The sequence below is a fragment of the Pseudomonas quasicaspiana genome (assembly GCF_021147825.1).
Taxonomy (GTDB): Bacteria; Pseudomonadota; Gammaproteobacteria; order Pseudomonadales; family Pseudomonadaceae; genus Aquipseudomonas; species Aquipseudomonas quasicaspiana.
Genome location: NZ_JAGTPI010000011.1, coordinates 95580 through 119297, shown reverse-complemented (window position 1 = coordinate 119297; position 23718 = coordinate 95580). Strand labels below are relative to the sequence as shown.

Annotated in this window: 28 protein-coding genes; 16 read left to right on the top strand and 12 right to left on the bottom strand. The window is 58.7% G+C overall.

What is annotated here, in order from left to right; translation table 11 throughout:
- Positions 1-228 precede the first annotated feature (228 nt).
- Both KDX30_RS10115 and KDX30_RS10110 read left to right on the top strand, forming a co-directional pair.
- The gene (locus KDX30_RS10115; protein WP_049827086.1) at positions 229-1113 is read left to right on the top strand and encodes a sugar nucleotide-binding protein; all 885 of its coding nucleotides are present in this window, start codon (positions 229-231) and stop codon (positions 1111-1113) included.
- Positions 1106-2035 carry an NAD-dependent epimerase/dehydratase family protein gene (locus KDX30_RS10110; RefSeq protein ID WP_231675659.1) on the top strand — a complete coding sequence of 310 codons (930 nt, stop codon included), beginning with the start codon at positions 1106-1108 and terminating at the stop codon, positions 2033-2035. The genes KDX30_RS10115 and KDX30_RS10110 overlap by 8 nt, the downstream gene beginning before the upstream one ends.
- A gap of 159 nt (positions 2036-2194) precedes the next feature.
- Here KDX30_RS10110 and KDX30_RS10105 read toward each other — a convergent pair whose 3' ends face one another.
- The 6 genes from KDX30_RS10105 to KDX30_RS10080 all read right to left on the bottom strand — a co-directional run bounded on the left by KDX30_RS10105 (position 2195) and on the right by KDX30_RS10080 (position 6714).
- Positions 2195-2881 carry an OmpW/AlkL family protein gene (locus tag KDX30_RS10105; protein WP_122396479.1) on the bottom strand — a complete coding sequence of 229 codons (687 nt, stop codon included), beginning with the start codon at positions 2879-2881 and terminating at the stop codon, positions 2195-2197.
- 255 nt (positions 2882-3136) lie between these two features.
- Positions 3137-3658 carry a DUF3299 domain-containing protein gene (locus KDX30_RS10100; RefSeq protein WP_231675658.1) on the bottom strand — a complete coding sequence of 174 codons (522 nt, stop codon included), beginning with the start codon at positions 3656-3658 and terminating at the stop codon, positions 3137-3139.
- Between the two features lie 11 nt (positions 3659-3669).
- Positions 3670-4935 (bottom strand): ABC transporter permease, encoded by a 1266-nt coding sequence (locus KDX30_RS10095; RefSeq protein ID WP_027901692.1) that lies wholly within the window; start codon positions 4933-4935, stop codon positions 3670-3672.
- Position 4936: 1 nt separating this feature from the next.
- On the bottom strand, positions 4937-5647 hold the full coding sequence (locus KDX30_RS10090) for an ABC transporter ATP-binding protein (RefSeq protein ID WP_231675657.1): 711 nt from the start codon (positions 5645-5647) through the stop codon (positions 4937-4939).
- A 74-nt stretch (positions 5648-5721) separates the two neighbouring features.
- Positions 5722-6315: a DUF2796 domain-containing protein gene (locus tag KDX30_RS10085; protein WP_231675656.1), complete on the bottom strand. Its 594-nt coding sequence runs from the start codon at positions 6313-6315 to the stop codon at positions 5722-5724.
- 204 nt (positions 6316-6519) lie between these two features.
- The gene (locus KDX30_RS10080) at positions 6520-6714 is read right to left on the bottom strand and encodes a hypothetical protein (protein WP_231675655.1); all 195 of its coding nucleotides are present in this window, start codon (positions 6712-6714) and stop codon (positions 6520-6522) included.
- A gap of 558 nt (positions 6715-7272) precedes the next feature.
- Between KDX30_RS10080 and KDX30_RS10075 the strand changes: the two genes are divergently transcribed.
- Positions 7273-7629, top strand: a complete 357-nt coding sequence (locus KDX30_RS10075) for a hypothetical protein (protein WP_027901695.1) — start codon at positions 7273-7275, stop codon at positions 7627-7629.
- Positions 7630-7639: 10 nt separating this feature from the next.
- Here the strand turns inward: KDX30_RS10075 and trxA are convergent, their stop codons facing one another.
- From trxA to KDX30_RS10060, 3 genes are all read right to left on the bottom strand, one after another.
- Positions 7640-8512 carry a thioredoxin gene (trxA, locus tag KDX30_RS10070; protein ID WP_027901696.1) on the bottom strand — a complete coding sequence of 291 codons (873 nt, stop codon included), beginning with the start codon at positions 8510-8512 and terminating at the stop codon, positions 7640-7642.
- A 133-nt stretch (positions 8513-8645) separates the two neighbouring features.
- Positions 8646-9347 carry a class I SAM-dependent methyltransferase gene (locus KDX30_RS10065; RefSeq protein WP_122707009.1) on the bottom strand — a complete coding sequence of 234 codons (702 nt, stop codon included), beginning with the start codon at positions 9345-9347 and terminating at the stop codon, positions 8646-8648.
- The gene (locus tag KDX30_RS10060) at positions 9344-9796 is read right to left on the bottom strand and encodes a hypothetical protein (RefSeq protein ID WP_027901697.1); all 453 of its coding nucleotides are present in this window, start codon (positions 9794-9796) and stop codon (positions 9344-9346) included. The genes KDX30_RS10065 and KDX30_RS10060 overlap by 4 nt, the downstream gene beginning before the upstream one ends.
- 219 nt (positions 9797-10015) lie before the next feature.
- Between KDX30_RS10060 and nrdR the strand changes: the two genes are divergently transcribed.
- The 11 genes from nrdR (at position 10016) to KDX30_RS10005 (ending at position 18080) form a co-directional block, all read left to right on the top strand.
- Complete coding sequence (nrdR, locus tag KDX30_RS10055) at positions 10016-10480, top strand: transcriptional regulator NrdR (protein ID WP_027901698.1); 465 nt, start codon at positions 10016-10018, stop codon at positions 10478-10480.
- A 41-nt stretch (positions 10481-10521) separates the two neighbouring features.
- A complete protein-coding gene (ribD, locus tag KDX30_RS10050; RefSeq protein WP_231675660.1) occupies positions 10522-11622 on the top strand; it encodes a bifunctional diaminohydroxyphosphoribosylaminopyrimidine deaminase/5-amino-6-(5-phosphoribosylamino)uracil reductase RibD in 1101 nt (366 codons plus the stop codon).
- A gap of 47 nt (positions 11623-11669) precedes the next feature.
- Positions 11670-12341, top strand: a complete 672-nt coding sequence (locus tag KDX30_RS10045) for a riboflavin synthase (RefSeq protein ID WP_027901700.1) — start codon at positions 11670-11672, stop codon at positions 12339-12341.
- A gap of 18 nt (positions 12342-12359) precedes the next feature.
- Positions 12360-13451, top strand: coding sequence for a bifunctional 3,4-dihydroxy-2-butanone-4-phosphate synthase/GTP cyclohydrolase II (ribBA, locus tag KDX30_RS10040; protein ID WP_027901701.1), 1092 nt, complete (start codon positions 12360-12362; stop codon positions 13449-13451).
- A 114-nt stretch (positions 13452-13565) separates the two neighbouring features.
- A complete protein-coding gene (ribH, locus tag KDX30_RS10035) occupies positions 13566-14042 on the top strand; it encodes a 6,7-dimethyl-8-ribityllumazine synthase (RefSeq protein WP_027901702.1) in 477 nt (158 codons plus the stop codon).
- Positions 14039-14539 carry a transcription antitermination factor NusB gene (gene nusB / locus KDX30_RS10030; protein ID WP_027901703.1) on the top strand — a complete coding sequence of 167 codons (501 nt, stop codon included), beginning with the start codon at positions 14039-14041 and terminating at the stop codon, positions 14537-14539. Before ribH ends, nusB begins: the two co-directional genes overlap by 4 nt.
- 124 nt (positions 14540-14663) lie before the next feature.
- A complete protein-coding gene (gene thiL, locus KDX30_RS10025) occupies positions 14664-15629 on the top strand; it encodes a thiamine-phosphate kinase (RefSeq protein ID WP_122707015.1) in 966 nt (321 codons plus the stop codon).
- The gene (locus tag KDX30_RS10020) at positions 15626-16135 is read left to right on the top strand and encodes a phosphatidylglycerophosphatase A family protein (protein ID WP_027901910.1); all 510 of its coding nucleotides are present in this window, start codon (positions 15626-15628) and stop codon (positions 16133-16135) included. Before thiL ends, KDX30_RS10020 begins: the two co-directional genes overlap by 4 nt.
- A gap of 226 nt (positions 16136-16361) precedes the next feature.
- Positions 16362-16979, top strand: a complete 618-nt coding sequence (ribA, locus tag KDX30_RS10015; protein ID WP_231675654.1) for a GTP cyclohydrolase II — start codon at positions 16362-16364, stop codon at positions 16977-16979.
- Complete coding sequence (locus tag KDX30_RS10010) at positions 16976-17395, top strand: MFS transporter (RefSeq protein ID WP_231675653.1); 420 nt, start codon at positions 16976-16978, stop codon at positions 17393-17395. The genes ribA and KDX30_RS10010 overlap by 4 nt, the downstream gene beginning before the upstream one ends.
- Positions 17396-17447: 52 nt before the next feature.
- Positions 17448-18080: a Vat family streptogramin A O-acetyltransferase gene (locus KDX30_RS10005; RefSeq protein WP_406643812.1), complete on the top strand. Its 633-nt coding sequence runs from the start codon at positions 17448-17450 to the stop codon at positions 18078-18080.
- Positions 18081-18453: 373 nt separating this feature from the next.
- Here the strand turns inward: KDX30_RS10005 and dxs are convergent, their stop codons facing one another.
- The 3 genes from dxs to KDX30_RS09990 form a co-directional block, all read right to left on the bottom strand.
- Complete coding sequence (dxs, locus tag KDX30_RS10000; protein ID WP_231675651.1) at positions 18454-20349, bottom strand: 1-deoxy-D-xylulose-5-phosphate synthase; 1896 nt, start codon at positions 20347-20349, stop codon at positions 18454-18456.
- Between the two features lie 160 nt (positions 20350-20509).
- The gene (locus tag KDX30_RS09995) at positions 20510-21397 is read right to left on the bottom strand and encodes a polyprenyl synthetase family protein (protein ID WP_027901905.1); all 888 of its coding nucleotides are present in this window, start codon (positions 21395-21397) and stop codon (positions 20510-20512) included.
- On the bottom strand, positions 21394-21636 hold the full coding sequence (locus tag KDX30_RS09990; RefSeq protein WP_027901904.1) for an exodeoxyribonuclease VII small subunit: 243 nt from the start codon (positions 21634-21636) through the stop codon (positions 21394-21396). Before KDX30_RS09990 ends, KDX30_RS09995 begins: the two co-directional genes overlap by 4 nt.
- A 249-nt stretch (positions 21637-21885) precedes the next feature.
- Here KDX30_RS09990 and KDX30_RS09985 point away from each other — a divergent pair, with 249 nt between their 5' ends.
- Positions 21886-22638 (top strand): maleate cis-trans isomerase family protein, encoded by a 753-nt coding sequence (locus tag KDX30_RS09985; RefSeq protein WP_027901903.1) that lies wholly within the window; start codon positions 21886-21888, stop codon positions 22636-22638.
- Positions 22639-22688: 50 nt separating this feature from the next.
- Complete coding sequence (locus tag KDX30_RS09980; protein ID WP_231675650.1) at positions 22689-23570, top strand: LysR family transcriptional regulator; 882 nt, start codon at positions 22689-22691, stop codon at positions 23568-23570.
- The last annotated feature ends 148 nt before the right edge of the window (positions 23571-23718 follow it).

Here is a 23718-nt window from a genome sequence, read left to right as displayed (position 1 = left end):
ATGAAGCTGGACGCGATCGAAAGTGAATCGCGTCCAGCTTCATCGCGGGCAAGCCCAGCTCCCACAGGCGCAGCATTCAACAGGCCTGAGGGTTAATCCTGTGCCTGCATGCAGGGCAGAAAAATCCCACAGCCCTCAACGGTTGGGGGTTAAGCGCCGACGTGATATGTTTGCAGGCGTTTTACACATAATATTTCGACTGAATTTGATACCGAGCCTGCTGACTCTATGCGAATGCGCCTTATGCTGTTGGGCGGCGGGAATGCCCTCGGGCAGGCGCTGATTCGTCTGGGTGCAGAGGAAGACATTGGCTTCCTGGCACCGCGTCCACCGCAAGACGGATGGGATGCAGCGAGTCTGACGCAACTGCTTGATGACACCCGCCCCGATGCCTTGATCAATCTTGCCTACTATTTCGACTGGTTTCAGGCGGAATCCGTAAGCGACGCGCGCCTGTCCAGTCAGGAACGCTCTGTTGAGCGCCTCGCCGAGCTGTGCCAGCACCACAACATTGTTCTACTGCAGCCTTCCAGCTATCGGGTGTTCGATGGTTCGCGGGCTACCGCCTACAGTGAGAAAGACGAACCGGTGCCGTTGGGTGCACGTGGCCAGGCACTGTTGCGTATCGAGCAAAGTGTGCGCGCTACCTGCCCGCAACACCTGCTGCTGCGGTTCGGCTGGCTACTCGATGACAGTGCCGAGGGTGTGTTGGGGCGTTTTCTCAAGCGCGCCGAATCAACGCAAGAGTTGTTGATGGCCGACGACCGACGTGGCAACCCGACGCCCGTCGACGATGCCGCGCGGGTCATGATTGCCGTCCTCAAGCAGCTCGACTGTGAAGCGCCTCTTTGGGGTACTTACCACTACGCCGGTCATGAGGCTACTACGCCGCTGGCGCTTGGGCAGGCGATTCTCACCGAAGCCCGTTTGTTGCATCCTCTGGCAATAGAGTCACCAACTGCGCAGGCCCATGCTGCACGTCCCGACGCAGCAGACGAGCCTCAACATGGCGTGCTGGCCTGCAAGAAAATCCTTCATACCTTCGGCGTCAAACCTCGTGCATGGCGTGCCGGGTTGCCGAGCCTTCTGGACCGTTATTACCGTCATGTCTGATCTTCCTGTCCTGATTACCGGCGGTGCCGGATTTATTGGCTCTAATCTGGCCGACGCGCTGCTGGCCCAAGGGCATTCGGTGCGCATTCTCGATGACCTTTCCACCGGCAAGCGCAGCAACCTTGCGCTGGATAACCCGCTTATCGAATTGATCGAGGGTGATGTTGCCGATGCCGCTCTGGTGAAGCGCGCTGCGCTGGGCTGCAAAGCGGTTGTGCATCTGGCAGCAGTCGCTTCGGTGCAAGCGTCGGTGGATGACCCGGTACGTACGCACCAGAGCAATTTCATTGGCACGTTGAACGTGTGTGAAGCCATGCGCGAAGCCGGTATCAAGCGCGTAGTTTTTGCCTCCAGTGCTGCGATCTATGGGAACAATGGCGAAGGCGAAGCCATCAGCGAAGACACGCCCAAAGCGCCGTTGACGCCTTATGCCTCGGACAAGCTGTCCAGCGAGCACTACCTCGACTTCTACGGCCGCCAGCATGGTCTGGAGCCGGCTATCTTTCGTTTCTTCAACATCTTTGGCCCGCGCCAGGATCCTTCCTCGCCTTACTCGGGTGTGATCAGTATCTTTGCCGAGCGTGCAGAAAAGGGCCTGCCCATCGCAGTGTTTGGCGATGGCGAACAAACACGGGACTTCTTCTACGTGGGCGACGTGGTCAAGTTGCTGACTCAAGCACTGGATCTGCCGCAGGTCGAGTCGGGTGCGGTCAATGTGGGTCTGAACCAGACCACTTCGTTGAACCAGTTGCTGACGGCATTGGCAGACGTCGTGGGCAAACAGCCACAAGTGACATATCAAACCGCGCGTTCCGGCGACATCCGCCACTCACGAGCGAACAACCAGCGCCTGCTGGAGCGGTTTACCCTGGATGAGCCGACGCCGTTGAAAGTGGGCTTGGCGAAACTGCTCGGTCGCTGATCCAGACCCACAAAAAAAGCACCCTTGAGGTGCTTTTTTTGTGGGCGGTTACTGCAAACCGTTGACCTGTAGGAGCTGCCGAAGGCTGCGATCGCGGTGTGCCAGAAGAAATGCTTCGCAGCCTTCGGCAGCTCCTACAGGTCCAGTGTGCGCCGCGTCTTAAAACTTGTAACCCACCCCCACCATATAAACCCACGGATCAATGTCCACACTCACCTTGGTCTTGCCAACGCTCAGGGCTGAAGGGCCGTCGACAGTCGCTTCAGTGTCGATGTCCACATACCAGACTGAGGCGTTAACCAAAATGTTGTCGGTCAGCATGTAGTCCATGCCGACTTGTGCAGCCAGGCCGACGGAATCTTTCATCTTCAGGTTGCTGAAGCCCTGGCTTTTACGATTGCCAGTCAGGTCGGTGTCAAAGAACGTGGTGTAGTTGATGCCGACACCCGCGTAGGGCTGGAACTTCGACGACGCTTCCATCGGGTAGTACTGCAGCGACAGGGTCGGCGGTAACTGCTTAACATCTGCCAGTTTGCCATCCAGGCCCGGGCCCAGACCTTTGACCGAAACGGTGTGGCTGAAAGGTGTTGCGGCCAGCAATTCGATACCCACGTGCGGGGTAATCATGTAGCCGAACGTCAGGCCAAGCTGGTTCTCACCATCAACGGTTGCCTTGGTGCCGGAGACTTTGGTGCCGTCGAGTTTCACCTCACCGCTGTCTTCATTTGGTTCAACGTGCGCGACACCGGCACGCACGATGAAATCACCCGCCTCGTAAGCCTGAGCGGCGAAAGGGGCGCTGAGCGCCAGCGCGAAGAGGGAAGCGCTGAGCAGGGTCTTGTTCATGAGGGCTCCAAAAGGCGATTCAAGTTGTCTGTCGCCAATGGTACGGAGCGTCTGAACCAAGGCTTTGACACAGCTCAATGAAATCGCAATGAAACCCGTGAAACGATCTTTTGTGCCACGCCGGTAGGAGCGAACTTGTTCGCGAAAGGGCCAGCACATCCACTGCATCTGCTTTGTCAGGAGTCCTGCTTTCCCAGCTGAATCCTGTCCCACGGGATTGCGCGAATTTAAAGGCAAACTCCCCCGCAGGTGGGCCTAATTATCGGGCAACTCGTAAACCAGGATCTTGTCTGCCTCCATGCTGTAGCCCGCGTCCGCCAACTCGCTGGTCGAGGCTTTGACCTGCATTGGACCTTCGATCCAGTACGGCTGATAAAGCTCTTCAACCTTCACGCCCAGCTCGCTGGTGACATGTACGATCTGGTTCGAAGGCGGTGGCGGCACGTGGATGCACGCGCCAAAATACGGCACCAGCAGGAACTCCGTAACGCGGCCTTCTTCGCTGACTTCCAGCGGCACGATATAACCCGGCAAGCGCACATTCTTGCCATCCAGCGCCTTGACCACTGGGGCATGGGGCGATTGTTGATGCGCAGCGGGCGCTGACTCCACTGACAGCGCATCGGACAGTTTCGACAGGTCATGAATGGGCGCAGTGATCGGCGCGATTTTTGGCGCATCCGGCGGGATCATTTCTTCCCAGGTCAGCACCTTCGGCTCGGCCGCCCACAACGGTGAGCTGACTGACAACAGCAAAACCAACAACAGGCGCCGCATGTTCAACGTCCTCATAAACGAATCGACAAGCCATCAGCCAGCGACTGCCGATAGGCGCGCCACGCAGGCACAACCCCCATCAACAACGCGGCAGCCAGAATGCCACCGAGTAGCGTCCATTCATATTCGCTGGGCAGCGAAAGCGGCAGGAACAGGCCGTAATTGCTCTGTACATAGCCTTGTGCAGAAGCGATGCCGACGTATAACAGGACCATGCCACTGACCACTCCCGCGAGTGCCAGGGCGAAGGCTTCCATGATCAGCAACGTTGCGATATGCCAGGGGCGGGCGCCCACTGAGCGCAGAATTGCCATCTCTCTGCGTCGCTCGTTAAGGCTTGTAAGAATGGCCGTGAGCATGCCGATCAAACCGGTCAGGACCACGAACAGCGAAATCACGAACAAGGCTTTTTCGGCCGTACCCATCAGGCTCCACAGTTCCTGAAGGGCCACGCCCGGCAGGATCGCCAGCAACGGCTCACCGCGGAATTCATTGATCTGGCGCTGCATCGAGAAGGTGGCGATCTTGCTGTTCAAGCCCAGCATGAACGCGGTAATTGCTTTGGGCGTCAGGTCCATATTGCGCGCCTGATCAGCAGAAATGCGTCCGTTGCCGTGAGCGGGCGCGCCGTTTTGCCAGTCAATATGGATCGCTTCCATGCCGCCGAGGCTGATGTGTAACGTGCGATCCACTGGCGTGCCGGTACGCTTGAGAATACCGACCACGGTAAACGGTTTGTCGTCGTGTTTGACCAGACTGATCGCCGCTACGCCATGGGCCAGCACCAGCTTGTCGCCGAGTTTGTATTTCAAGGCATCGGCCACTTCGGCGCCGAGCACCACTTCAAAGGGGTCCGTCGCAAAGGCCCGACCTTGTGCCAGTTCCAGGTGTTGCTGGCGGCCAAACTGGTAATGCTCGAAGTAGTTTTCGTTGGTACCCATCACTCGATAACCGCGATGGGAGTCACCCAGGGAAATCGGGATGGCCCATTTCACTTGTTTGCTTTGGGCGATTTCTTCAAAGCTGTCCCAGCGAATATTGTTGGTTGCATTACCGATACGGAACACCGAATACAGCAACAGATTGATCGAGCCGGAGCGAGCGCCGACGATCAAATCCGTGCCGCTGATGGTGCTGGCGAAACTGGCGCGGGCTTCGGTACGCACGCGCTCCACCGCCAGCAACAGGCAGACCGACAAGGCAATGGCGAATGCGGTAAGGAAAGCGGTGAAACGACGGTTAGCCAGACTGGCCATGGCTAGGCGAAACAAATACATCTCAAACCTCTGCGGCGACGGCGGCGCGATTGAGTTCGGACAACGACAGACTGCGGTCGAACAGCGGTGCCAGGCTCTGGTCGTGGCTGACGAACAACAGGCTACTGCCTGCTTCGCGGCATTCGGCGAACAACAACTTGATGAACGCTTCCCGTGCGTCGGTATCCAGCGCGGAGGTCGGTTCGTCCGCGATCACCAATTCGGGCTGACCGATCAACGCTCGTGCGGCCGCCACCCGTTGTTGTTGGCCGATGGACAGTGAGTCGGCGCGGCGACTGAGCATCTCCAGGTCTTTCAAACCCAGATGAGCCAACAGTGTTACGGCGGCATTTTCTACGCTGCCGTGGCGCTGTTTCGCACGTTCGGCGCGGACTTTCGAGAAGTGACACGGCAACTCGACGTTTTCACGCACCGAGAGAAACGGCAGCAGGTTGAACTGCTGGAAGATATAGCCGGTGTGATTGACGCGAAAACGATCACGCTCACCGGATGATAGTTCGGTGAGCTCCTGACCCAGCAGGCGAATGCTGCCGCGATTGGGTTTCTGCACGCCGCCCAGCAAACCCAGCAGCGTTGTCTTGCCACTGCCGCTGGGGCCTTTGAGGAACAGTGTTTCGCCCGGTTCCAGGCGGAACGCCGGGATATCCAGCAATTGCGCATGGCCTGGCCACGTGAAGCCAAGGTTTGCCAATTCGATAAGTGCTTGGGTCATAACCGTCTTCGGAATCCGGCTGAGTGGAAATCAAACGACCGGGCAAGCCCGGTCGGTTTTCAACAATAGCTGAATCAGAATTTCAGGCTTGGATTGCTTGGGCGTACTTCGGCACCTGACTGGCCTTTTGGCGAGATCAACTGAACCTGAAGTTTTTCGGTGCCCGGGAACGATTTGAAGATGGTCGACAGGTCGAGGGTTTTCAGCACGGCCGGAACCTTACAGGTGAATTTGTAAGTGCCGTGGATTTCGCTGTGCTCGTGCTCATCGTGGGCGTCTTTGGCGTCATGATCGTGATCATGGTCCGCGTCAGCCTCAGGCTTTTCACCGAACAATGGGCTTTCCAGCTTCTGGGAAACCACGTTGCACTCGGCAGCTTCAGGGATGCTGAACAGGGCGTGGGGCTTGAGCAGCACATCTTTGGCCGCGGCTACTTTGGCTTTGTCTTCGGCGCTGGTAGCCAGATGCTCAAACCCGACGAGGTTCATGGCCGGGCTGTCCAGTTCGAACTCCAGCGTGCCGCCGACCAGCGCAACGTCCAGCCGACCCACACCGTGCTCATGCGCGCCGAGACTACCGTGCTCGTGGTCGTGGTCATGCTCGGGGGCCGCATTAGCCATGGCGAGTGGAAGCAGGGCGAAGGGCAAAGCGAGCAGCAGACGGCGCATAAAAACAGACTCCGGACATGACTGGATAAAGATCGTTATGTGATCTTATAACAATTATTGTCGCGGGCGTGAGCTGGAATTTGGATTTGGGTAAGGATCACTTCCCCGGTAGGAGGCAACTTGTTGGCGAGACAGTCGTTCTGGTTGCGCAGGTCCAATGCCTCGCCAACAAGTTGCCTCCTACCGGGTGATGTATTCCAATGATTAAACGCGCTGACCCCAGGGCCGCGCCCGGCCCAGGTCTTGAGCCAACGTGTAAATAATTGTCCGCCCGGCGTGAGTGGTCCGGCGCAGGGTTTCTATAAGTCGATGTTCATCGGGCGTGAGGTAGGCGAAGCCTTGGGTTTTGGCTTTGTGAAGGCAGTCGATGGTGTGGTGAGAATTTCTTTTTGATTTCATTTGAAGCTCCTTACGATTTTCTGGAGTTGCCTTCAAACGCTGCGATTCGAATGGGTGGCAACTGTGCGCAGGTTCGCAGACCGAGTCGTAAGGGTCCCGGCACATCCGAAGATGTCCCGCGCACAGCGGCCATATAACTTACAGGCTAGCTGTTCGTGGAAACTTACGACAATCGGGCTGCGAAACCCGTTCGCTGCTGCTGCAACGACCGGCGCACATTACCGACGCGGAACGCGATCCACGAGGTAACAACAGCGATTCAGAATGTAGGAATGGTCTCTGCCTGAACACAGATCCCCTGTGGGAGCAGGGCTTGCCCGCGATAAGACTGGACTCGATCGACCTGACATTTGCGGCGCCTGTATCGTCGGAATGCCGCCCAGACCAAGCTCTGCTCCCACAAATACTGCTACCTGTACCTCTGTAGGAGCTGCTGAAGGCTGCGAAAGCATTCTCATGGCATACCGAATTCGCAGCCTTCGGCAGCTCCTACAAGGTCGGTGCAAAAAGATGAATCTATGCGAGCATGTCCCCCTGCAAAAAAAAGAGGAAGCACCCATGTTGCGTATTCGTGGAACCGTTGGCGATTGGCCAGTGGATTTGACGCTGGAGCTGGACGAAGGCGATTGGGCGCAGCTTGGCGCTCAACTCAAAGCCGCCAAACCTGAAGCCACCGCCGCAGCCGTGGTCAGCAAACCGGCCAGTCAGGACGACAAGATCTGGCAGATCGCGTTGGATCTGCTGCGCAACGCCGGGCAGATCAATGGCCCTGAGTTGCTGGATCAACTGGAAGGTCTGACCGGCAGCACAGCGGCAGGCAAGCGCCTGTTAGTGCGCTTGCGCCACAGTTCGCAAGTCAAGGTCGAGAGCGGGCAGGACGCGCCCCTCTACAGCTGGGTTGGCACAGACGCCTGATGCCGGAAGCTTAGTACAGCGCAGCAAACAACTTGCGACGATAGGCGGTGACCAGCGGGTGGTCGTTGCCCAGCAGGTCGAAGACTTGCAGCAGGGTTTTGTGCGGCAAGCCGTCGGCGTAGTTGCGGTTGCGGATGAACAGCTTCAACAAGCCTTCCAGCGCCGCTTCGTATTGCTGGCGGGCCAGTTGTTGAATCGCCAGTTGATGCACGGCTTCGTCATCCTGCGGGTTTTGCGCCAGACGAGCTTTGAGGTCAGCTGCGTCAGGGAATGCCTTGGCTTCAGCCAGGAAGGTCAACTGCGCACGAGCACCGGCCAGATCAGCTTTGTGTTCGTCAGTCTTCACCGCGTCCAGGACTTGTCGTGCTTCGCCCAGTTCACCGCGCTCCGCCAGGCAGCGTGCGTAAAGAATCAGCGCTGCGGCGTTGGTGTTGTCTTCAGTCAGAATCTGTTGCAAAGCTGCTTCGGCTTCAGCGAAGTGGCTTTCAGCGAACATTTCCTGAGCCAGCTTCAGCGGGTCAGCGGCGACTGGCGCAGGCATGACCACGTGTTGTTCGAGAATCTTGCGGATCTCTGATTCAGGCTGCGCACCGGTGAAACCGTCGATGGGCTGACCATCCTTGAACAGCACAACCGTCGGCAGGCTACGTATGCCGAAGCGGGCGACGATGTCTTGCTCGGCGTCACAATCGACCTTCACCAGCAGCAATTCGCCCTGATAACTTTCAGTGATCTGCGCCAGCAATGGCATCAGCACTTTGCAGGGCGCACACCATTCGGCCCAGAAGTCCACCAGTACGGGCTGGTCGAAAGACTTGTCGATGACCAGTTGCTGAAAGGTCGCCGCCGTAGCGTCAAAGATGTAGGTAGTGTCCTGGTTCATTGCGAATCTCGGGGGATCTGAATGGGGCCAACTATAAAGGGCGCTTGGGTTTGCGCAAAGCGATGAGTAGAGGGATCTGTGGGAGCGAGGCTTGCCCGCGAATCAGTCGCCTCGGTGTGGCAAGGACAACGCGTTATCGTTCTTCGCGGGCAAGCCTCGCTCCAACAGGGGATTGCATTTCAACTCGGGCAGCGTGATACAGGCTCACGTGACGAAACTCATGGGGTTCGGCCAGATCCGGCAAGGTGTGCGCTTCAAAGATATCCAGCCGTTGATAAGCCGGGTGCTGAAAATCCCGCACTCTCGAATCCGCCACCAATGCTTGCCGCCCGCGACTGAGAAACTGATCCAGCAGGGGTAAATTGGCCCGGTCGTAGAGCACGTCAGCGACGATGATCAAATCGAAGCGATCCGCTTCGGCAAAGAAGTCCGCCGAGTAGCTCAACTGCACGCCGTTCAGTTCAGCATTGGCGCGGCAGGCTTCAAGGGCCAGCGGGTCAAGATCACAGGCCACCACTTCAAGTGCGCCCGCTTTAGCCGCTGCAATCCCTGCAACACCAGAGCCTGCGCCAAAATCCAGCACTCGCTTACCGGCGACCCAATGCGGTTGCTCTGCCAGAAACCGCGCCAGCGCCAGGCCGCTGGCCCAGCAGAAACTCCAGTACGGCGGCTCTTCAAGGATGCGTCGGGTTTCTTCGGGGCTGAAGGCGCGATCCATGTTCTCGGCGTCGATCAGCCACAGCCGAAAATCGGTGCCCGGCAGTGCTGTGGCGACCAGTTGCGCATCGCCGAGCAATTCGCTGAGCGCCTGTTGCAGGTGTTGCGGTGCAATCATGGAGCGGTTTCGAACTGTAAAGGCCCCAGCGCTTGTGTCACGGGTTGTTCAATACGCATCGACGGCAGATGCAGGATCAATTGCCCAGACTTGCTGGCACGGCCGCGCAGTTCTACGCGCTGACCCACCGGGAAGGCTTCCGGATTGAAACGCAGCTGGAAGGGCAGCGACTGATTGTTGCCTTGCAGCTTGGTGCTGGTCAGCAGTTTCTGCGGACGACCGCGCTCGTCGATCACCAGCAGCGCCAATTCAACTTCGGCGCCAGCCGGTACGCCCAGCAACTGGCCGCTCAGCTCTCGCTGGAAGGGCTGCAAGGGGCCGGGACCGGCCGGTACTTTAACAACGGGCACCGTGGCAGGTTTGGCCGGGGCAGTGTCAGGTGTCTCATTGCTGCTGCAGGCGGCAAGCAGGCCAATCAGGCTGAGCAACATCAGCGGTCGTAGCGTCATGAACAGCTCCAACAAAAAAAATCAATACGAAGGACAGCAGCAAACCGCTCAATGACGGTAACGCTAAATTACCCGCAAGCGCCGATAAATAGCCCAATGGCCAGCAGTATCGCTGAACACCGCGCCAGATGCGCGTCTATATAGCGCAAAGTCCAAGACTTGTCTTGCCAGCGGGATGCGCTACCATGGCGGCCCTTCCTATTTTTGTTGCCTGCCACCATGCACTGTCCCTTCTGCGGTGCCAATGACACCAAAGTCATCGATTCCCGCCTGGTTGCCGAAGGCGATCAAGTTCGTCGTCGTCGCGAATGCCTGGCGTGCGGTGAGCGTTTCACGACGTTCGAAACAGCCGAGCTGGTGCTCCCACGCTTGATCAAGCAAGACGGTAGCCGTCAGCCCTTCGATGAAGAGAAGCTGCGCGCCGGTATGCAGCGCGCTCTTGAGAAACGACCGGTCAGCGTCGAGCGGCTGGAAGCAGCGCTGGTGCATATCAAGCACAAGCTGCGCGCGACTGGCGAGCGCGAGGTCAAGTCGCTGGTGGTGGGCAATTTGGTCATGGGCGAACTGCAAAAGCTCGACGAAGTGGCGTATATCCGCTTTGCTTCTGTTTACAGGCGTTTTCAGGACCTCAACGAATTCCGCGAAGAAATCGATCGCCTGGCTCGCGAGCCAGCTAAAGAGTGAGTGCTTCGTTGACTGAGCAAACCGCGCTGGACACCCATTACATGGCGCGCGCGCTGGAACTGGCGCGCAAAGGGATTTACTCCACCCATCCCAACCCACGAGTCGGCTGCGTGATCGTGCGCGACGGCCAGGTTGTCGGCGAAGGCTGGCACGCTCGCGCTGGCGAGCCGCATGCCGAAGTGCATGCCTTGCGTCAGGCGGGCGACAAGGCCAAAGGCGCGACGGCTTATGTGACGCTGGAGCCTTGCAGCCACCATGGCCGCACACCGCCGTGCGCCGATGCGCTGGTCGATGCTGGCGTGGCGCGAGTGGTCGCAGCCATGCAGGACCCCAATCCCGATGTTGCCGGACGCGGTTTGCTGCGTTTGATGAATGCCGGTATTTCGGTGCAGTGCGGGGTTCTGGAAGACGAAGCCCGGGCGCTGAACAAAGGCTTCCTCAAGCGCATGATCAAAGGCTTGCCGTATGTGACGGTCAAGCTCGCCATGAGCCTGGACGGTCGCACCGCCATGGCCAGCGGCGAAAGCCAATGGATCACCGGCCCGGCTGCACGTGGGGCGGTACAGCGTCTGCGTGCGCAATCGAGTGTCGTGTTGACTGGCGCTGACACCGTGCTGGCCGACAAGGCTCGCCTGACTGTACGTCCTGATGAACTGGGCCTGAATGCCGAGCTCACCGGCTTGGCCATGACGCGTCCGCCGCTGCGGGTGTTGATCGACGGCCGATTGCGGGTGCCGCTGGATGCGCCGTTCTTTCAGGCCGGGCATGCGTTGGTGGTGACCTGCGCTGCCGCGTCAGCCCGCGAGCGTTATCACGATGAAGGCCACGACATGTTGGCCCTGGCCGGCAGCGGCGGTCATGTAGACCTGCGCAAGTTACTGATCGAGCTGGCGGCTCGCGGTGTCAACGACGTGCTGATCGAAGCGGGCCCGCGTCTCGCCGGGGCGTTTACTCGCCTGGGGATGGTGGATGAATTCCAGATTTTCGTCGCAGGCAAGTTCCTTGGCTCTTCTGCTCGCCCATTGCTTGATCTGCCGCTGGCGCAGATGAGCGAGGCTTTTGAGCTGAAAATTACGGATATACGCGCCGTGGGTGATGACTGGCGAGTCATTGCAACCCCCAAGCTCCCACCCGGCGTATAATTTCGGCCTTTCGCTCAGCGCGCTGGGCTTGTTCTCCTGGAGGACCCATGTTTACTGGCATCATCGAATCCATCGGCAGCATCCGCGCCATCACCCCTAAAGGCGGCGATGTCCGTGTTTATGTCGAGACGGGCAAACTTGATCTGAGCGACGTCAAACTGGGCGACAGCATCGCGGTCAACGGCGTTTGCCTGACTGCTGTAGAGCTGCCCGGCGATGGCTTCTGGGCTGACGTCAGCCGTGAAACCCTCGACGTCACGGCGTTCATCGATCTCAAGACCGGCAGCCCGGTCAATCTGGAAAAGGCCCTGACCCCGACTACACGTCTGGGCGGCCATCTGGTCAGCGGCCATGTCGATGGCGTTGGCGAGATCGTTTCCCGTGAGGAAAACGCCCGCGCTATCCAGTTCAAAGTGCGCGCACCCCGCGAGCTGGCCAAGTACATATCGCACAAAGGTTCTATCACGGTCGATGGCACCAGCCTGACCGTGAACGCCGTTGACGGTGCCGAGTTCGAGCTGACCATCGTGCCGCATACCCTGGCCGAAACCATCATGGCCGACTACCGTCCGGGCCGTAAGGTCAACCTTGAGGTGGATTTGCTGGCGCGTTATCTGGAGCGTTTGCTGATGGGCGACAAGGCCGCCGACTCCTCGAAAGGGCAGTCAGGCACCATCACCGAAAGCTTCCTGGCCGCCAACGGCTACCTCAAATCCTGAATTGAAGGAGGGTGCCGAGTGGCGCTCAATAGTATCGAAGAACTGGTTGAAGATATTCGCCAGGGCAAAATGGTCATCCTCATGGATGACGAAGATCGCGAGAACGAAGGCGATCTGATCATGGCTTCCGAGTGCGTCAAGGCTGAACACATCAACTTTATGGCCCGCTACGCGCGTGGTCTGATCTGCATGCCGATGACCCGTGAGCGCTGCGAGGCTCTCAAGCTGCCACTGATGGCACCGCGTAACGGATCCGGTTTTGGCACCAAGTTCACCGTGTCCATCGAAGCTGCCGAAGGCGTGACCACTGGCATTTCTGCTGCTGACCGTGCCCGCACCGTGCAGGCTGCAGCGGCCAAAGACGCCAAAGCGGAAGACATTGTCAGCCCCGGCCACATTTTCCCGTTGATGGCTCAGGCCGGCGGTACATTATCCCGGGCAGGGCACACCGAGGCAGCCTGTGACCTGGCGCGCATGGCCGGTTTCGAGCCAAGCGGCGTGATCTGTGAAGTGATGAACGACGACGGCACAATGTCGCGTCGGGCTGAACTGGAAGCTTTCGCGGCGGAACACGACATCAAGATCGGTACGATTGCCGACCTGATTCACTACCGGATGATCCATGAACGTACCGTTCAGCGGATTGCCGAGCAGCCAATGGACAGCGAATTGGGCCAGTTCAACCTGGTGACCTATCGCGATTCAGTGGAAGGTGACGTCCACCTCGCACTGACGCTGGGCAAGATTTGCGCAGAAGAACCGACCCTGGTGCGGGTGCATAACATGGACCCGCTGCGTGACCTTTTGATGGTCAAACAGCCTGGCCGCTGGAGCCTGCGCGCCGCGATGACCAAGGTTTCCGAGGCGGGCAGCGGTGTTGTCCTGTTGCTCGGTCACCCGCTGGATGGCGATGTGCTGCTGGCGCATATTCGTGAAACCGCCGGGCAATTGCCGATCAAATCGCCGACCACTTACAGCACCGTGGGGGCCGGTTCGCAGATCCTGCGTGACCTCGGTGTGCGTAAAATGCGCCTGATGAGTTCGCCAATGAAGTTCAATGCGATATCCGGTTTCGATCTGGAAGTTGTAGAATACGTGCCCTCCGAATAAAGACCGGTCGGGTGGTACGCTTTTGTGCGTGCCACCGGCTAATCTGTTTCGTGGCCTAACATCCCTATAGTCCGCCCCAAGGCGTACTTGCTCTTTAATACGAGACTTACACGAATGACCCTGAAGACCATCGAAGGTACCTTCGTCGCTCCCCAAGGCCGCTACGCTCTGGTAGTTGGCCGTTTCAACAGCTTCGTCGTGGAAAGTCTGGTGAGCGGTGCTGTTGATGCTTTGGTACGCCACGGCGTCAAAGAAAGCGATATCACCATCATCCGCGCTCCGGGTGCCTTCGAAATCCCGCTGGTCGTGCAGAAAGTTGCCCAGCGCAGCGAGTTCGCCGCCATCGTCGCTCTCGGCGCGGTGATCCGTGGTGGTACTCCGCACTTTGAATACGTGGCTGGCGAATGCGTCAAAGGCCTGTCCCAGGTTTCCATGGAGTTCGGCGTGCCGGTTGCTTTCGGCGTCCTGACTGTCGACACCATCGAACAAGCCATCGAGCGTTCCGGCACCAAGGCCGGTAACAAAGGCGCAGAAGCTGCGTTGTCTGCTCTTGAAATGGTCAGCCTGCTGGCGCAGTTGGAGGCCAAGTGATTTCCGACGACAGCGATCAGTTCAACCCGCGCGATCCGAAACCTGCGGACGCTGGCAAGCCATCCAAGAGCGTCAAGCGCCGGGAAGCCCGTCAGTTGGCCACTCAAGCGCTTTACCAGTGGCACATGGCGGGTCATTCGCTGAATGAAATCGAAGCGCAGTTCCGCGTCGATAACGATTTCAAAGACGTCGACGGCCCTTATTTCAGTGAGCTGCTGCGCGGCGTACCGACCAACATCGACGAAATCGATGCGGCCCTGACGCCATGCCTGGACCTGACCATTGAAGAACTCGACCCGGTTGAACTGGCCATCCTGCGCCTGTCCACCTACGAGTTGCTCAAGCGCGTCGACGTGCCGTATCGCGTGGTGATCAACGAAGGTATCGAGCTGGCGAAAGTCTACGGCTCCACTGACGGCCACAAGTTCGTCAATGGCGTCCTGGACAAACTGGCCCCGCGCCTGCGTGAAGCTGAAGTCAAAGCGTACAAGCGCTAAGATCTGGTCGCCTTCATCGCGGGCAAGCCACGCTCCCACAGGGAATGCGATCTCCTGTGGGAGCGTGGCTTGCCCGCGATAGGAGCAACGCAAAGACAGGCTGAGAACACAATAAGAGATCCTGATGGGCGAGTTTGAGCTGATCCGCAATTACTTCGCCGCTGCGCCTTGTGCGCAAGCGGGTGAAGGTGTGGCGCTGGGGATTGGTGATGACTGCGCTTTGCTGACGCTGCCGCCCGGTGAGCAGTTGGCGATCTCTACCGACACGCTGGTCATCGGCGTGCATTTCCCTGACGTTTGCGATCCTTTCCTGCTCGGCCAGCGTGCGCTTGGCGTGTCTGCCAGTGATCTGGCGGCCATGGGCGCCACGCCCGTTGCATTTACCCTTGCGTTGACCCTCCCTGAGGTATCTGCCGACTGGCTGAAGGCTTTCGCCGAAGGTTTGAACCTCATGGCGCAAGGTTGCGGCTTGCGACTGGTGGGCGGCGATACGACTCGGGGGCCATTAAGCCTTACAGTCACGGTATTCGGCCGCGTGCCGACGGGTCAGGCATTGACTCGCAGCGGCGCACTTCCGGGGGATCTGCTGTGTGTCGGTGGACCGTTGGGCGATGCGGCGGGTGCATTGCCGCTTGTGTTGAACCAGCGCACCACTGAGGCGTCTACCGCAGAGGCTTTACTGGCGCGCTACTGGTCGCCACAACCGCAATTTACCCTGGGGCTGGCGCTACGTGGCAAGGCCAGCGCCGCCCTGGATATCTCCGATGGTCTGTTGGCAGACTGCGGACATATCGCGCTGGCATCAAAAGTCCGGCTATTGGTCGAGCAGGAAACGCTGCCGATGTCCGAGCCTTTGCTAGCCTTTATCGGGCAGCAGGGCGCGAGGGAAGCAGCGTTGAGTGGTGGTGATGATTATTTGCTGGCGTTCACGTTGCCCCCAGAACACTTACAGGATTTGCTCGACGCAGGATTACCCATCCATGTCATCGGGCGAGTCGAGGCGGGCGAGGGCGTCGCGCTGATCGACACCATGGGTCACGACATTCCTGTCCTGGCACGCGGCTACCAACATTTTCGGGAGACACCGTGACAGATCATCCAAAGCAGGTCCCGGCGGAATTCGTTCCACCTTCGGTCTGGACCAACCCGTGGCACTTCCTGGCGTTCGGTTTCGGCTCCGGCACCCTGCCCAAAGCGCCGGGCACCTGGGGTTCCATGGTTGCCGTGCCGTTCATTCCGCTGTGGCAAATGCTTCCGGACTGGGGCTACTGGCTGATGCTCGGCATCACCATGCTGTTCGGTTTCTGGCTGTGCGGCAAAGTCGCGGATGATCTGGGCGTACACGACCACGAAGGCATCGTCTGGGACGAAATGGTCGGCATGTGGATCACCTTGTGGCTAGTGCCCGAGGGCTGGGTCTGGCTGCTGGTGGGGTTCCTGGTGTTCCGCTTTTTCGACATTCTCAAGCCATGGCCCATTCACTGGATCGATCGCAAGGTGCACGGTGGCGTCGGGATCATGCTCGATGACGTGCTAGCGGGCGTATTCGCTTGGGCGGCGATGCAGGGAATCGTCTGGGTCTGGGCGTGGATTTGAGCCGCAATGTGCTTTCCTGTGGGAGCGAGGCTTGCCCGCGATAAGTCTGGACGCGATCTAAAGTGAATCGCGTTCAACCTTATCGCGGGCAAGCCACGCTCCCACAGGGCATCAATCTAACTTCCCGATCTGTATGCCCCACAATTCGGCATAAGCGTCTGCCGAGGCGTGCTGCTACAATGCGTGCCTTGCGAATTTCCAGTCCCATACTGATCAGGAGCACACGGTGCCCGTCGTATTTGTAGCCGCTTCCAAGCTGCCTACCCCTTTTGCCGAATTCACCATGCATGGCTTTCTTGAGCATGCGACCGGTCGCGAACATCTTGTGTTGAGCATGGGCGACGTATCCGATGGTGCTCCAGTGCTGGGGCGTGTCCATTCCGAATGCCTGACCGGCGATGCGTTGTTCAGTCAGCGTTGTGATTGCGGTTCACAGCTCGAAGCTGCCTTGCGTGCCATCGCTTCTGAAGGTCGCGGCGTTTTGCTCTATCTGCGTCAGGAAGGCCGGGGCATTGGCCTGCTGAACAAGGTTCGCGCGTACGAACTGCAGGATGGTGGTGCTGATACCGTTGAAGCCAATGAGCGTCTGGGTTTTGCCGCAGACCAGCGCGATTACGCTATCTGCCTGCCAATGCTGCAGCACCTGGGGGTCGAATCCCTGCGTCTGATGACCAACAACCCGCGCAAGGTCAAAGCCTTGACCGAGATGGGCATCAACGTTGCCGAGCGTGTACCGCTGCACACCGGCCATAACCCGCACAACAAGCTCTATCTGGCGACCAAGGCCGGCAAGCTCGGGCACATGATGGGCAATGAGCACCAGGGCGAGGCTGATCGCGCTTGAATCGCCACAACACCAGACGCCGCTTCGCTCTCGCGTGGTGGTGGCAACTGGTGTTGACCCTAGCGCCGCTGTTTGTGATCAGTGGCGCGTTCGATAGCAAAAACGCTGTTTTTCCCGTGCTGGCGATGCCTCTTTTCGTCGTCGGGCTGTTATCGATGTTTGTCAGCCTCAAGCCATTCGGCCGCTACAAACACGCGCTGATCGCTACCGGCGCTGCCCGTGAAACCCCTGAAGAGTCCGCGGCCTGGATCAACCTCGCTGACGCCCGTCGCGTGGCGTTTCTGACTGCGGGGTTGCCGGCATGGATCGCTGCACTGGCGGTTTTTGTCGGGCTGGAAACGGTTCCGCTGCTGCTGTTGGCGTTCTCCAGTGCGGTGCTTCTGTGTCTTTACCGCTTACCCCGGCAATTGGTTTGAAGTACTGCTACCTGTAGGCGCTGTGTGTACTTGCATGAAAAAGGAGCTTTCCATGAACGGACCTGACCCGAAAAATCCCCACCCAATGAACGGCTTTCCGCAGGTGTGTTTCATTAAGAACACCCTCAACAATCCGAATATCATTGTGGGCGATTACACCTACTACGATGACCCCGAAGATTCGGAAAACTTCGAGCGCAACGTCCTTTATCACTTCCCGTTCATTGGCGACAAACTGATCATTGGCAAATTCTGCGCACTGGCGCGGGGCACTAAATTCATCATGAACGGTGCCAACCACAAGATAAGTGGCATCTCGACGTATCCGTTTCAAATCTTTGGCAGTGGCTGGGAGAAGGTCACCCCTGAGCCGGGAGACTTGCCCTATAAAGGCAATACCGTGGTGGGTAACGATGTCTGGATGGGCTACGACGTGCTGGTCATGCCTGGCGTGACCATCGGTGACGGGGCGATCGTCTCTTCGCGTTCGGTCGTAGTCAGTGATGTCCCTGCTTACAGCATCGTCGGCGGTAACCCGGCCGAAGTCCTGAAACACCGCTTCCCCGCTGAAGTCAGCGAGCGACTTTTGACCATTGCCTGGTGGGACTGGCCCATAGAGAAAATTACCCGGAATCTGCAGGTGATCGTTTCAGGTGATGTCGAAGCGTTAGGGGCAGCTGTTTAGCGTAAATACGCGCACATTTCCTGTAGGAGCTCACCGAGGTTACGAGGCCAGCGATGGCGGTGTATCAGACAAGCCGCCATCGTGGCCTCGCGCTGCTCGTGCGCTCCTACAGATCCGTGTTTGCTTAGCGAGACGCATAGTCATCGGGTGAAATGCATCCCCCTGTAGGATTGAGCTTGCTCGCGATAGCGTCAGGCCAGTCGATGATTTATAAACAGAAAAATCGAATCGCGAGCAAGCTCACTCCTACAGATCCGTGTTTGCTTCGCGACAGAGCATTGTCAGGACACAGTGCCATTCGCTGCCAGTCATCAACCAAGCTGCACAAAAAAAGGCGCTCAATGAGCGCCTTTCTTTTTGATGCTTTCAACGATTAGCCAATCAACACTAGTCGCTCGTTGATCGCCGCTTCGATACCCGCCTCATCCAATCCGCACTCAGCCAGCATTTGTGCAGGCTTGGCGTGTTCAACGTAGACATCCGGCAAGCCGAGATGCAGCACGGACTTGAGGATGTTTTCCCGTGCCAGGAACTCGCTGACGGCAGCACCGGCACCGCCCATGACGGCGTTTTCTTCGACGGTCACCAGCAATTCATGATTGGCAGCAGCGTCGCGGATCAGTACCTCATCAATCGGTTTGACGAAGCGCATATCGATCACGGTGGCGTCGATCTTTTCTGCGACTTTAAGCGCGTCAGCCAATTGCACGCCGAACACCAGAATGGCAACGCCCTGACCATTACGGCGAACGATGCCTTTACCGATTTCGATCGGTGCGAGGCCGCTCTCGATCAATGCGTTCGGCCCGGTACCGCGTGGATAGCGCACAGCGGCGGGGCCGTTATGCAGGTAGCCGGTGCTGAGCATCAGGCGCAGTTCGTTTTCGTCACTCGGCGTCATAACCACGATGCCGGGAATGCATCGCAGGTACGACAGATCGAAGCTGCCCGCGTGGGTCGGGCCGTCTTCGCCTACCAGGCCTGCGCGGTCGATGGCGAACAGGACGTCGAGGTTCTGCACCGCCACGTCATGCACCAGCTGGTCATAGCCGCGTTGCAGGAAGGTGGAGTAGATCGCTACTACTGGTTTGGCGCCTTCGCAGGCCATGCCCGCAGCCAGTGTTACAGCGTGCTGCTCTGCAATGGCCACGTCGAAGTAGCGCTCCGGGAAGCGCTCGGCGAATTCGACCATGTCCGAGCCTTCTTTCATCGCCGGGGTAATGCCCACCAGACGCGAATCGGCCTCGGCCATGTCGCAGATCCACTGACCGAACACACCGGAGTATTTCGGCCCGCTGGCCTTTTTCGGGGCAACGGCCGGAGCGTTGAGCGGCTCCAGCTTGGTAATGGCGTGGTAGCCGATCGGGTCGACTTCAGCAGGTGCGAAGCCTTTGCCTTTCTTGGTCACAACGTGCAGGAATTGCGGACCTTTGAGGTCACGCATGTTGCGCAGCGTGGCGATCAGGGTTGGCAGGTCGTGGCCGTCGATAGGCCCGATGTAATTCCAGCCCAGCTCTTCGAACAGGGTGCCGGGCACCAGCATGCCTTTGGCGTATTCCTCGGTGCGGCGGGCAATTTCCCAGGCCCCGGGTAAACGCGACAGAACCTTTTTGCTGCCCTCACGCATGCTGCTGTAGGTGCGACTGGAAAGAATCTTTGCCAGATAATTCGACAGCCCGCCAACGTTGCGCGAGATCGACATGTCATTGTCATTGAGGATGACGAGCATGTTGGCGGCGACTTCAGGCGCGTGGTTCAGCGCTTCGAACGCCATCCCCGCAGTCAGCGCGCCATCACCGATGACGGCGATGGACTTGCGGTCGCTGCCTTGCAGACGGGCGGCGATGGCCATGCCCAATGCTGCGCTGATCGAGGTGCTGGAGTGGCCGACGCCGAAAGTGTCGTACTCGCTCTCGCTGCGGCGCGGGAAGGCAGCAACCCCGTCTTTCTGGCGCAGGGTGTTCATGCGCTGGCGACGGCCGGTGAGGATCTTGTGCGGATACGCCTGATGGCCCACGTCCCAGACCAAACGGTCGTCCGGGGTATCGAAGACATAATGCAAGGCGATGGTCAGCTCGATCACACCCAGCCCGGCACCGAAGTGCCCGCCGGTCTGGCCAACGGAATAGAGCAGCTCCAGGCGCAGTTCATCGGCCAGGTCTTCCAGCTCGGCTTCGCCCAGGCGACGCAAGCCGTCCGGCGTATCAGCGCGGTCGAGCAGCGGCGTGGTTGGGCGCACGCGGGGAATCTCTTTAAACGTCGTGGGCATCAGGCGAATCGTTATAAGTAAAAGAGGCGGCAGTTTACCTGATGCATCGCATGCTGCCCATGAAGTGCAGTTTTTGATACGTCGGCAAACCTGTGGAACACACGTTTCTGACCCGGCCAGACAAGGCCGGTTCGGAGTATTTGCAGTCGTGTTGCAGGGATCAGTTGCGCCGTTCGACGATGAAACGAGCCAGCTCACGCAGCGGATCAGCCGACGCGTCGAAAAGTCGCAGGGCGTCTATGGCCTGATCACGCAGTTGCAAGGCGTACAGCCGGGCAGGTTCCAGCCCTAGCAGTGCCGGATACGTTGGCTTGTCGCGGGCGATGTCTGCGCCCTGGCGTTTGCCAAGGGTTTCGGTATCGCTTTCAACGTCGAGAATGTCGTCCTGCACCTGAAATGCCAGACCAACGGCCCGGGCATAGACTTGCAACGCATCGAGTCGGGTCTGGTCAGCATTACCGCTGGCCAGTGCGCCAAGCTTTACGCTGGCTTCGATCAGCGCGCCGGTCTTGTGCCGGTGCATGAATTCCAGTGCTGCCTGATCCAGTTTCAGACCTACCGAACCCAGGTCGATGGCCTGACCGCCAACCATACCGGCAGGGCCAGCGGCCAATGCCAAAGCACTGACCATTTGCAGGCGGGCTTCGGCGTCTCGCGAGGTCAGGCGTGGGTCGAGTAGAGCCGTGAAGGCCAGGCTTTGCAGGCCATCACCGGCCAAAATCGCGCAGGCTTCGTCGAACGCCTTGTGAGTCGTTGGCTGGCCGCGCCGCAGATCGTCATCGTCCATCGCCGGTAAATCGTCATGAACCAGCGAATATGCGTGGATCAGCTCAACGGCGCAGGCTGCGCCGTTGGCATCTTCGGCGTTACCGCCCAGCGCTTCGCAGGCTGCGTAGGCCAGCAGCGGGCGCACACGTTTGCCGCCGTTCATCACGCTGTAGCGCATGGCAGCGTACAGGCGGGTCAATTCTGGAGCGGGTGCTGCAAACAGACCTTCCAGCGCCGCGTTTACGCGGGTCTGACTCAGTGCCTGATAAGTCGCGATCATTCAGGTTGTTCCGCGTCGAATGGCTCTTCGGCCAGTTCGCCGTCGCGTTCGAGCAGCACTTGAACCTTCTGTTCGGCTTGCGCCAGCGCGCCCTGGCATTCGCGAGTCAGGCGAATACCTTGCTCGAAGGCAGTCAGCGAGTCTTCCAACGACAGCTCGCCGTTCTCCAGACGCTCTACCAGCGTTTGCAGATCAGCGAGTGATTGTTCGAAATCCAGTGCAGCTTTCTTGCGGGCCATGGGGGCTATTCCGGTAGAGGTTAAACCGGCGCGACACTAGCAGAGCGAGGGCTTCTGGGCAAATTGGGCGGCGCTAAAATGGCTGTTAGGGCAGGGTAAACCAGCGGTTTGTTACACCGTTCATCTGCCGGATAGCCATCGTCATCCGCGATGGCAGCCTCATCAATGCCTGATGTACGCGCTCGTTCAGCGCTTCTAGCATCGCAAGCCTGTGATCTTTGGATCGTTTGCTTTATCGAGGGCAGAACAATGAAGAATTTCCGTATCGGGCAAATCGTCCCCAGCTCCAACACCACCATGGAAACCGAAATTCCGGCGATGTTGACCTCGCGTTACTCGCTGTTCCCCGAAGAGCACTTCACCTTTCATTCGGCGCGCATGCGCATGATGAAGGTCAGCCCGGAAGAGCTGAAAAAAATGGACATCGACAGCGACCGTTGCGCGCTGGAACTGAGCGACGCACGTGTTGATGTCATGGCTTACGCCTGTCTGGTGGCGATCATGTGCCAGGGCGCGGGTTATCACAAAGTGTCCCAGGAACGTCTTGGCAACGTGGTTGCCGGGAACGAAGCACCAACCCCGGTGCTGAGTTCGGCAGGGGCACTGATCGATAGCCTTAATGTGCTGGGCTACAAAAAAGTCGCGATTATTACGCCGTACATGAAGCCGCTGACTCAGCAAGTGATTGATTACATCGAAGCTGCAGGGATCGAAGTGACGGACTCCATCAGTCTGGAGGTGGCCGACAATCTGGCGGTAGGGCGTCTTGATCCGATGAATCTTGTGGCGCATGCCGATCGTTTGAATATCGGCCAGGCGGATGGTGTGGTGTTGTCATGCTGTGTGCAGATGCCGTCATTGCCTGCGATTCAGGTCGTACAGGATCGGCTCGACAAGCCGGTATTGTCCGCCTCGGTCGCCACCGTTTATCAGATCCTGAAAACCCTGGGGCTGGAAGCCAAAGTGCCAAACGCCGGTCATCTGTTGTCAGGCGCGTTCTGAGATGTTGATTGAACGCGTACTATGACCGGACTTCACGTCCGGTACTTCCCATGAAGCTCGATCCTGTTTCGCTGCGCCTGTTCGTCAGTGTTATCGAAGAAGGCACCATCGCTGCCGCCGCCGAGCGCGAGCACATTGCCGCGGCGGCGGTCAGCAAGCGTCTCAGTGAGCTGGAAGAGTTGCTCGACGCGCCTTTGCTGGTGCGCACCAACAAGGGCGTCACGCCTACTGCGGCGGGTATCTCCCTCTTGTACATGGCCCGCAGTGCCCTGAACAGCCTCAATGAAATCGTCGTGCAGATGCGCGAATACGGCCATGGTCGTCGAGGTTCGGTGCATGTACTGGCGAACATCTCGGCCATCAGCCAGTTCATGCCGGAGCTGATCAAGTCGTTCATGGATGTGAACCCGCTGATCGATATCCGGCTTGAAGAAAAGGAAAGCCTGGCCATCACCAAAGCCGTGGCCGAGAACCGCGCTGATATCGGCATCTTCACCCGCTTGCCCCATGGCACCGATGTTGAAGTCTTTCCCTTTCGCAAGGATCGGCTGGTGTTGCTGGTGCCCGACACGCATCTGCTGGCGGGCCGTGACAGCGTCACGTTCAGCGAAACCCTTGATCATCCTTACGTAGCGCTGCGCAGCGGTACCCACCTGAACTTCCAGTTGATCAAAGCCGCCAACGATGTGGGGCGCTCGCTGAAAATCCGCATGGAAGTGTCCAGCTACGACGCGCTGTGTCTGATGGTTCAGGCGGGCGTCGGTATCGGCATTCTGCCGCAAGGTAGCGTCGGGATTTACAGGCTGGAAGGCGTACGAACAGTGGTGCTCGATGAGTCTTGGGCAGAGCGGGAATTGATGGTCTGCATCCGCCCGCGTGAAGGACTCTCGAGCGCCGCGGGTTTGTTTCTGGAGCATTTGCTGGATGGTTGAGTCAGCGCTGGCCACCTGTCCTCAGGCAGGCATGATCCTGTAGGCGCGCACGCCGCTGGACCTGTGGGCGCTAGCCCTGTATCCCTGACACCGCCCACTCGCTCCAAGAACCCCCGTTTATTCAGTGATTTATATTTTGTTTGATAGG

Excerpts from the sequence above, each read along its gene's own strand:
- KDX30_RS10115 (WP_049827086.1), top strand. The coding sequence starts at position 229 with ATGCGAATGCGCCTTATGCTGTTGGGCGGCGGGAATGCCCTCGGGCAG.
- KDX30_RS10110 (WP_231675659.1), top strand. The coding sequence starts at position 1,106 with ATGTCTGATCTTCCTGTCCTGATTACCGGCGGTGCCGGATTTATTGGC.
- KDX30_RS10105 (WP_122396479.1), bottom strand. The coding sequence starts at position 2,881 with ATGAACAAGACCCTGCTCAGCGCTTCCCTCTTCGCGCTGGCGCTCAGC.
- KDX30_RS10100 (WP_231675658.1), bottom strand. The coding sequence starts at position 3,658 with ATGCGGCGCCTGTTGTTGGTTTTGCTGTTGTCAGTCAGCTCACCGTTG.
- KDX30_RS10095 (WP_027901692.1), bottom strand. The coding sequence starts at position 4,935 with ATGTATTTGTTTCGCCTAGCCATGGCCAGTCTGGCTAACCGTCGTTTC.
- KDX30_RS10090 (WP_231675657.1), bottom strand. The coding sequence starts at position 5,647 with ATGACCCAAGCACTTATCGAATTGGCAAACCTTGGCTTCACGTGGCCA.
- KDX30_RS10085 (WP_231675656.1), bottom strand. The coding sequence starts at position 6,315 with ATGCGCCGTCTGCTGCTCGCTTTGCCCTTCGCCCTGCTTCCACTCGCC.
- KDX30_RS10080 (WP_231675655.1), bottom strand. The coding sequence starts at position 6,714 with ATGAAATCAAAAAGAAATTCTCACCACACCATCGACTGCCTTCACAAA.
- KDX30_RS10075 (WP_027901695.1), top strand. The coding sequence starts at position 7,273 with ATGTTGCGTATTCGTGGAACCGTTGGCGATTGGCCAGTGGATTTGACG.
- trxA (WP_027901696.1), bottom strand. The coding sequence starts at position 8,512 with ATGAACCAGGACACTACCTACATCTTTGACGCTACGGCGGCGACCTTT.
- KDX30_RS10065 (WP_122707009.1), bottom strand. The coding sequence starts at position 9,347 with ATGATTGCACCGCAACACCTGCAACAGGCGCTCAGCGAATTGCTCGGC.
- KDX30_RS10060 (WP_027901697.1), bottom strand. The coding sequence starts at position 9,796 with ATGACGCTACGACCGCTGATGTTGCTCAGCCTGATTGGCCTGCTTGCC.
- nrdR (WP_027901698.1), top strand. The coding sequence starts at position 10,016 with ATGCACTGTCCCTTCTGCGGTGCCAATGACACCAAAGTCATCGATTCC.
- ribD (WP_231675660.1), top strand. The coding sequence starts at position 10,522 with ATGGCGCGCGCGCTGGAACTGGCGCGCAAAGGGATTTACTCCACCCAT.
- KDX30_RS10045 (WP_027901700.1), top strand. The coding sequence starts at position 11,670 with ATGTTTACTGGCATCATCGAATCCATCGGCAGCATCCGCGCCATCACC.
- ribH (WP_027901702.1), top strand. The coding sequence starts at position 13,566 with ATGACCCTGAAGACCATCGAAGGTACCTTCGTCGCTCCCCAAGGCCGC.
- thiL (WP_122707015.1), top strand. The coding sequence starts at position 14,664 with ATGGGCGAGTTTGAGCTGATCCGCAATTACTTCGCCGCTGCGCCTTGT.
- KDX30_RS10005 (WP_406643812.1), top strand. The coding sequence starts at position 17,448 with ATGAACGGACCTGACCCGAAAAATCCCCACCCAATGAACGGCTTTCCG.
- dxs (WP_231675651.1), bottom strand. The coding sequence starts at position 20,349 with ATGCCCACGACGTTTAAAGAGATTCCCCGCGTGCGCCCAACCACGCCG.
- KDX30_RS09995 (WP_027901905.1), bottom strand. The coding sequence starts at position 21,397 with ATGATCGCGACTTATCAGGCACTGAGTCAGACCCGCGTAAACGCGGCG.
- KDX30_RS09990 (WP_027901904.1), bottom strand. The coding sequence starts at position 21,636 with ATGGCCCGCAAGAAAGCTGCACTGGATTTCGAACAATCACTCGCTGAT.
- KDX30_RS09985 (WP_027901903.1), top strand. The coding sequence starts at position 21,886 with ATGAAGAATTTCCGTATCGGGCAAATCGTCCCCAGCTCCAACACCACC.
- KDX30_RS09980 (WP_231675650.1), top strand. The coding sequence starts at position 22,689 with ATGAAGCTCGATCCTGTTTCGCTGCGCCTGTTCGTCAGTGTTATCGAA.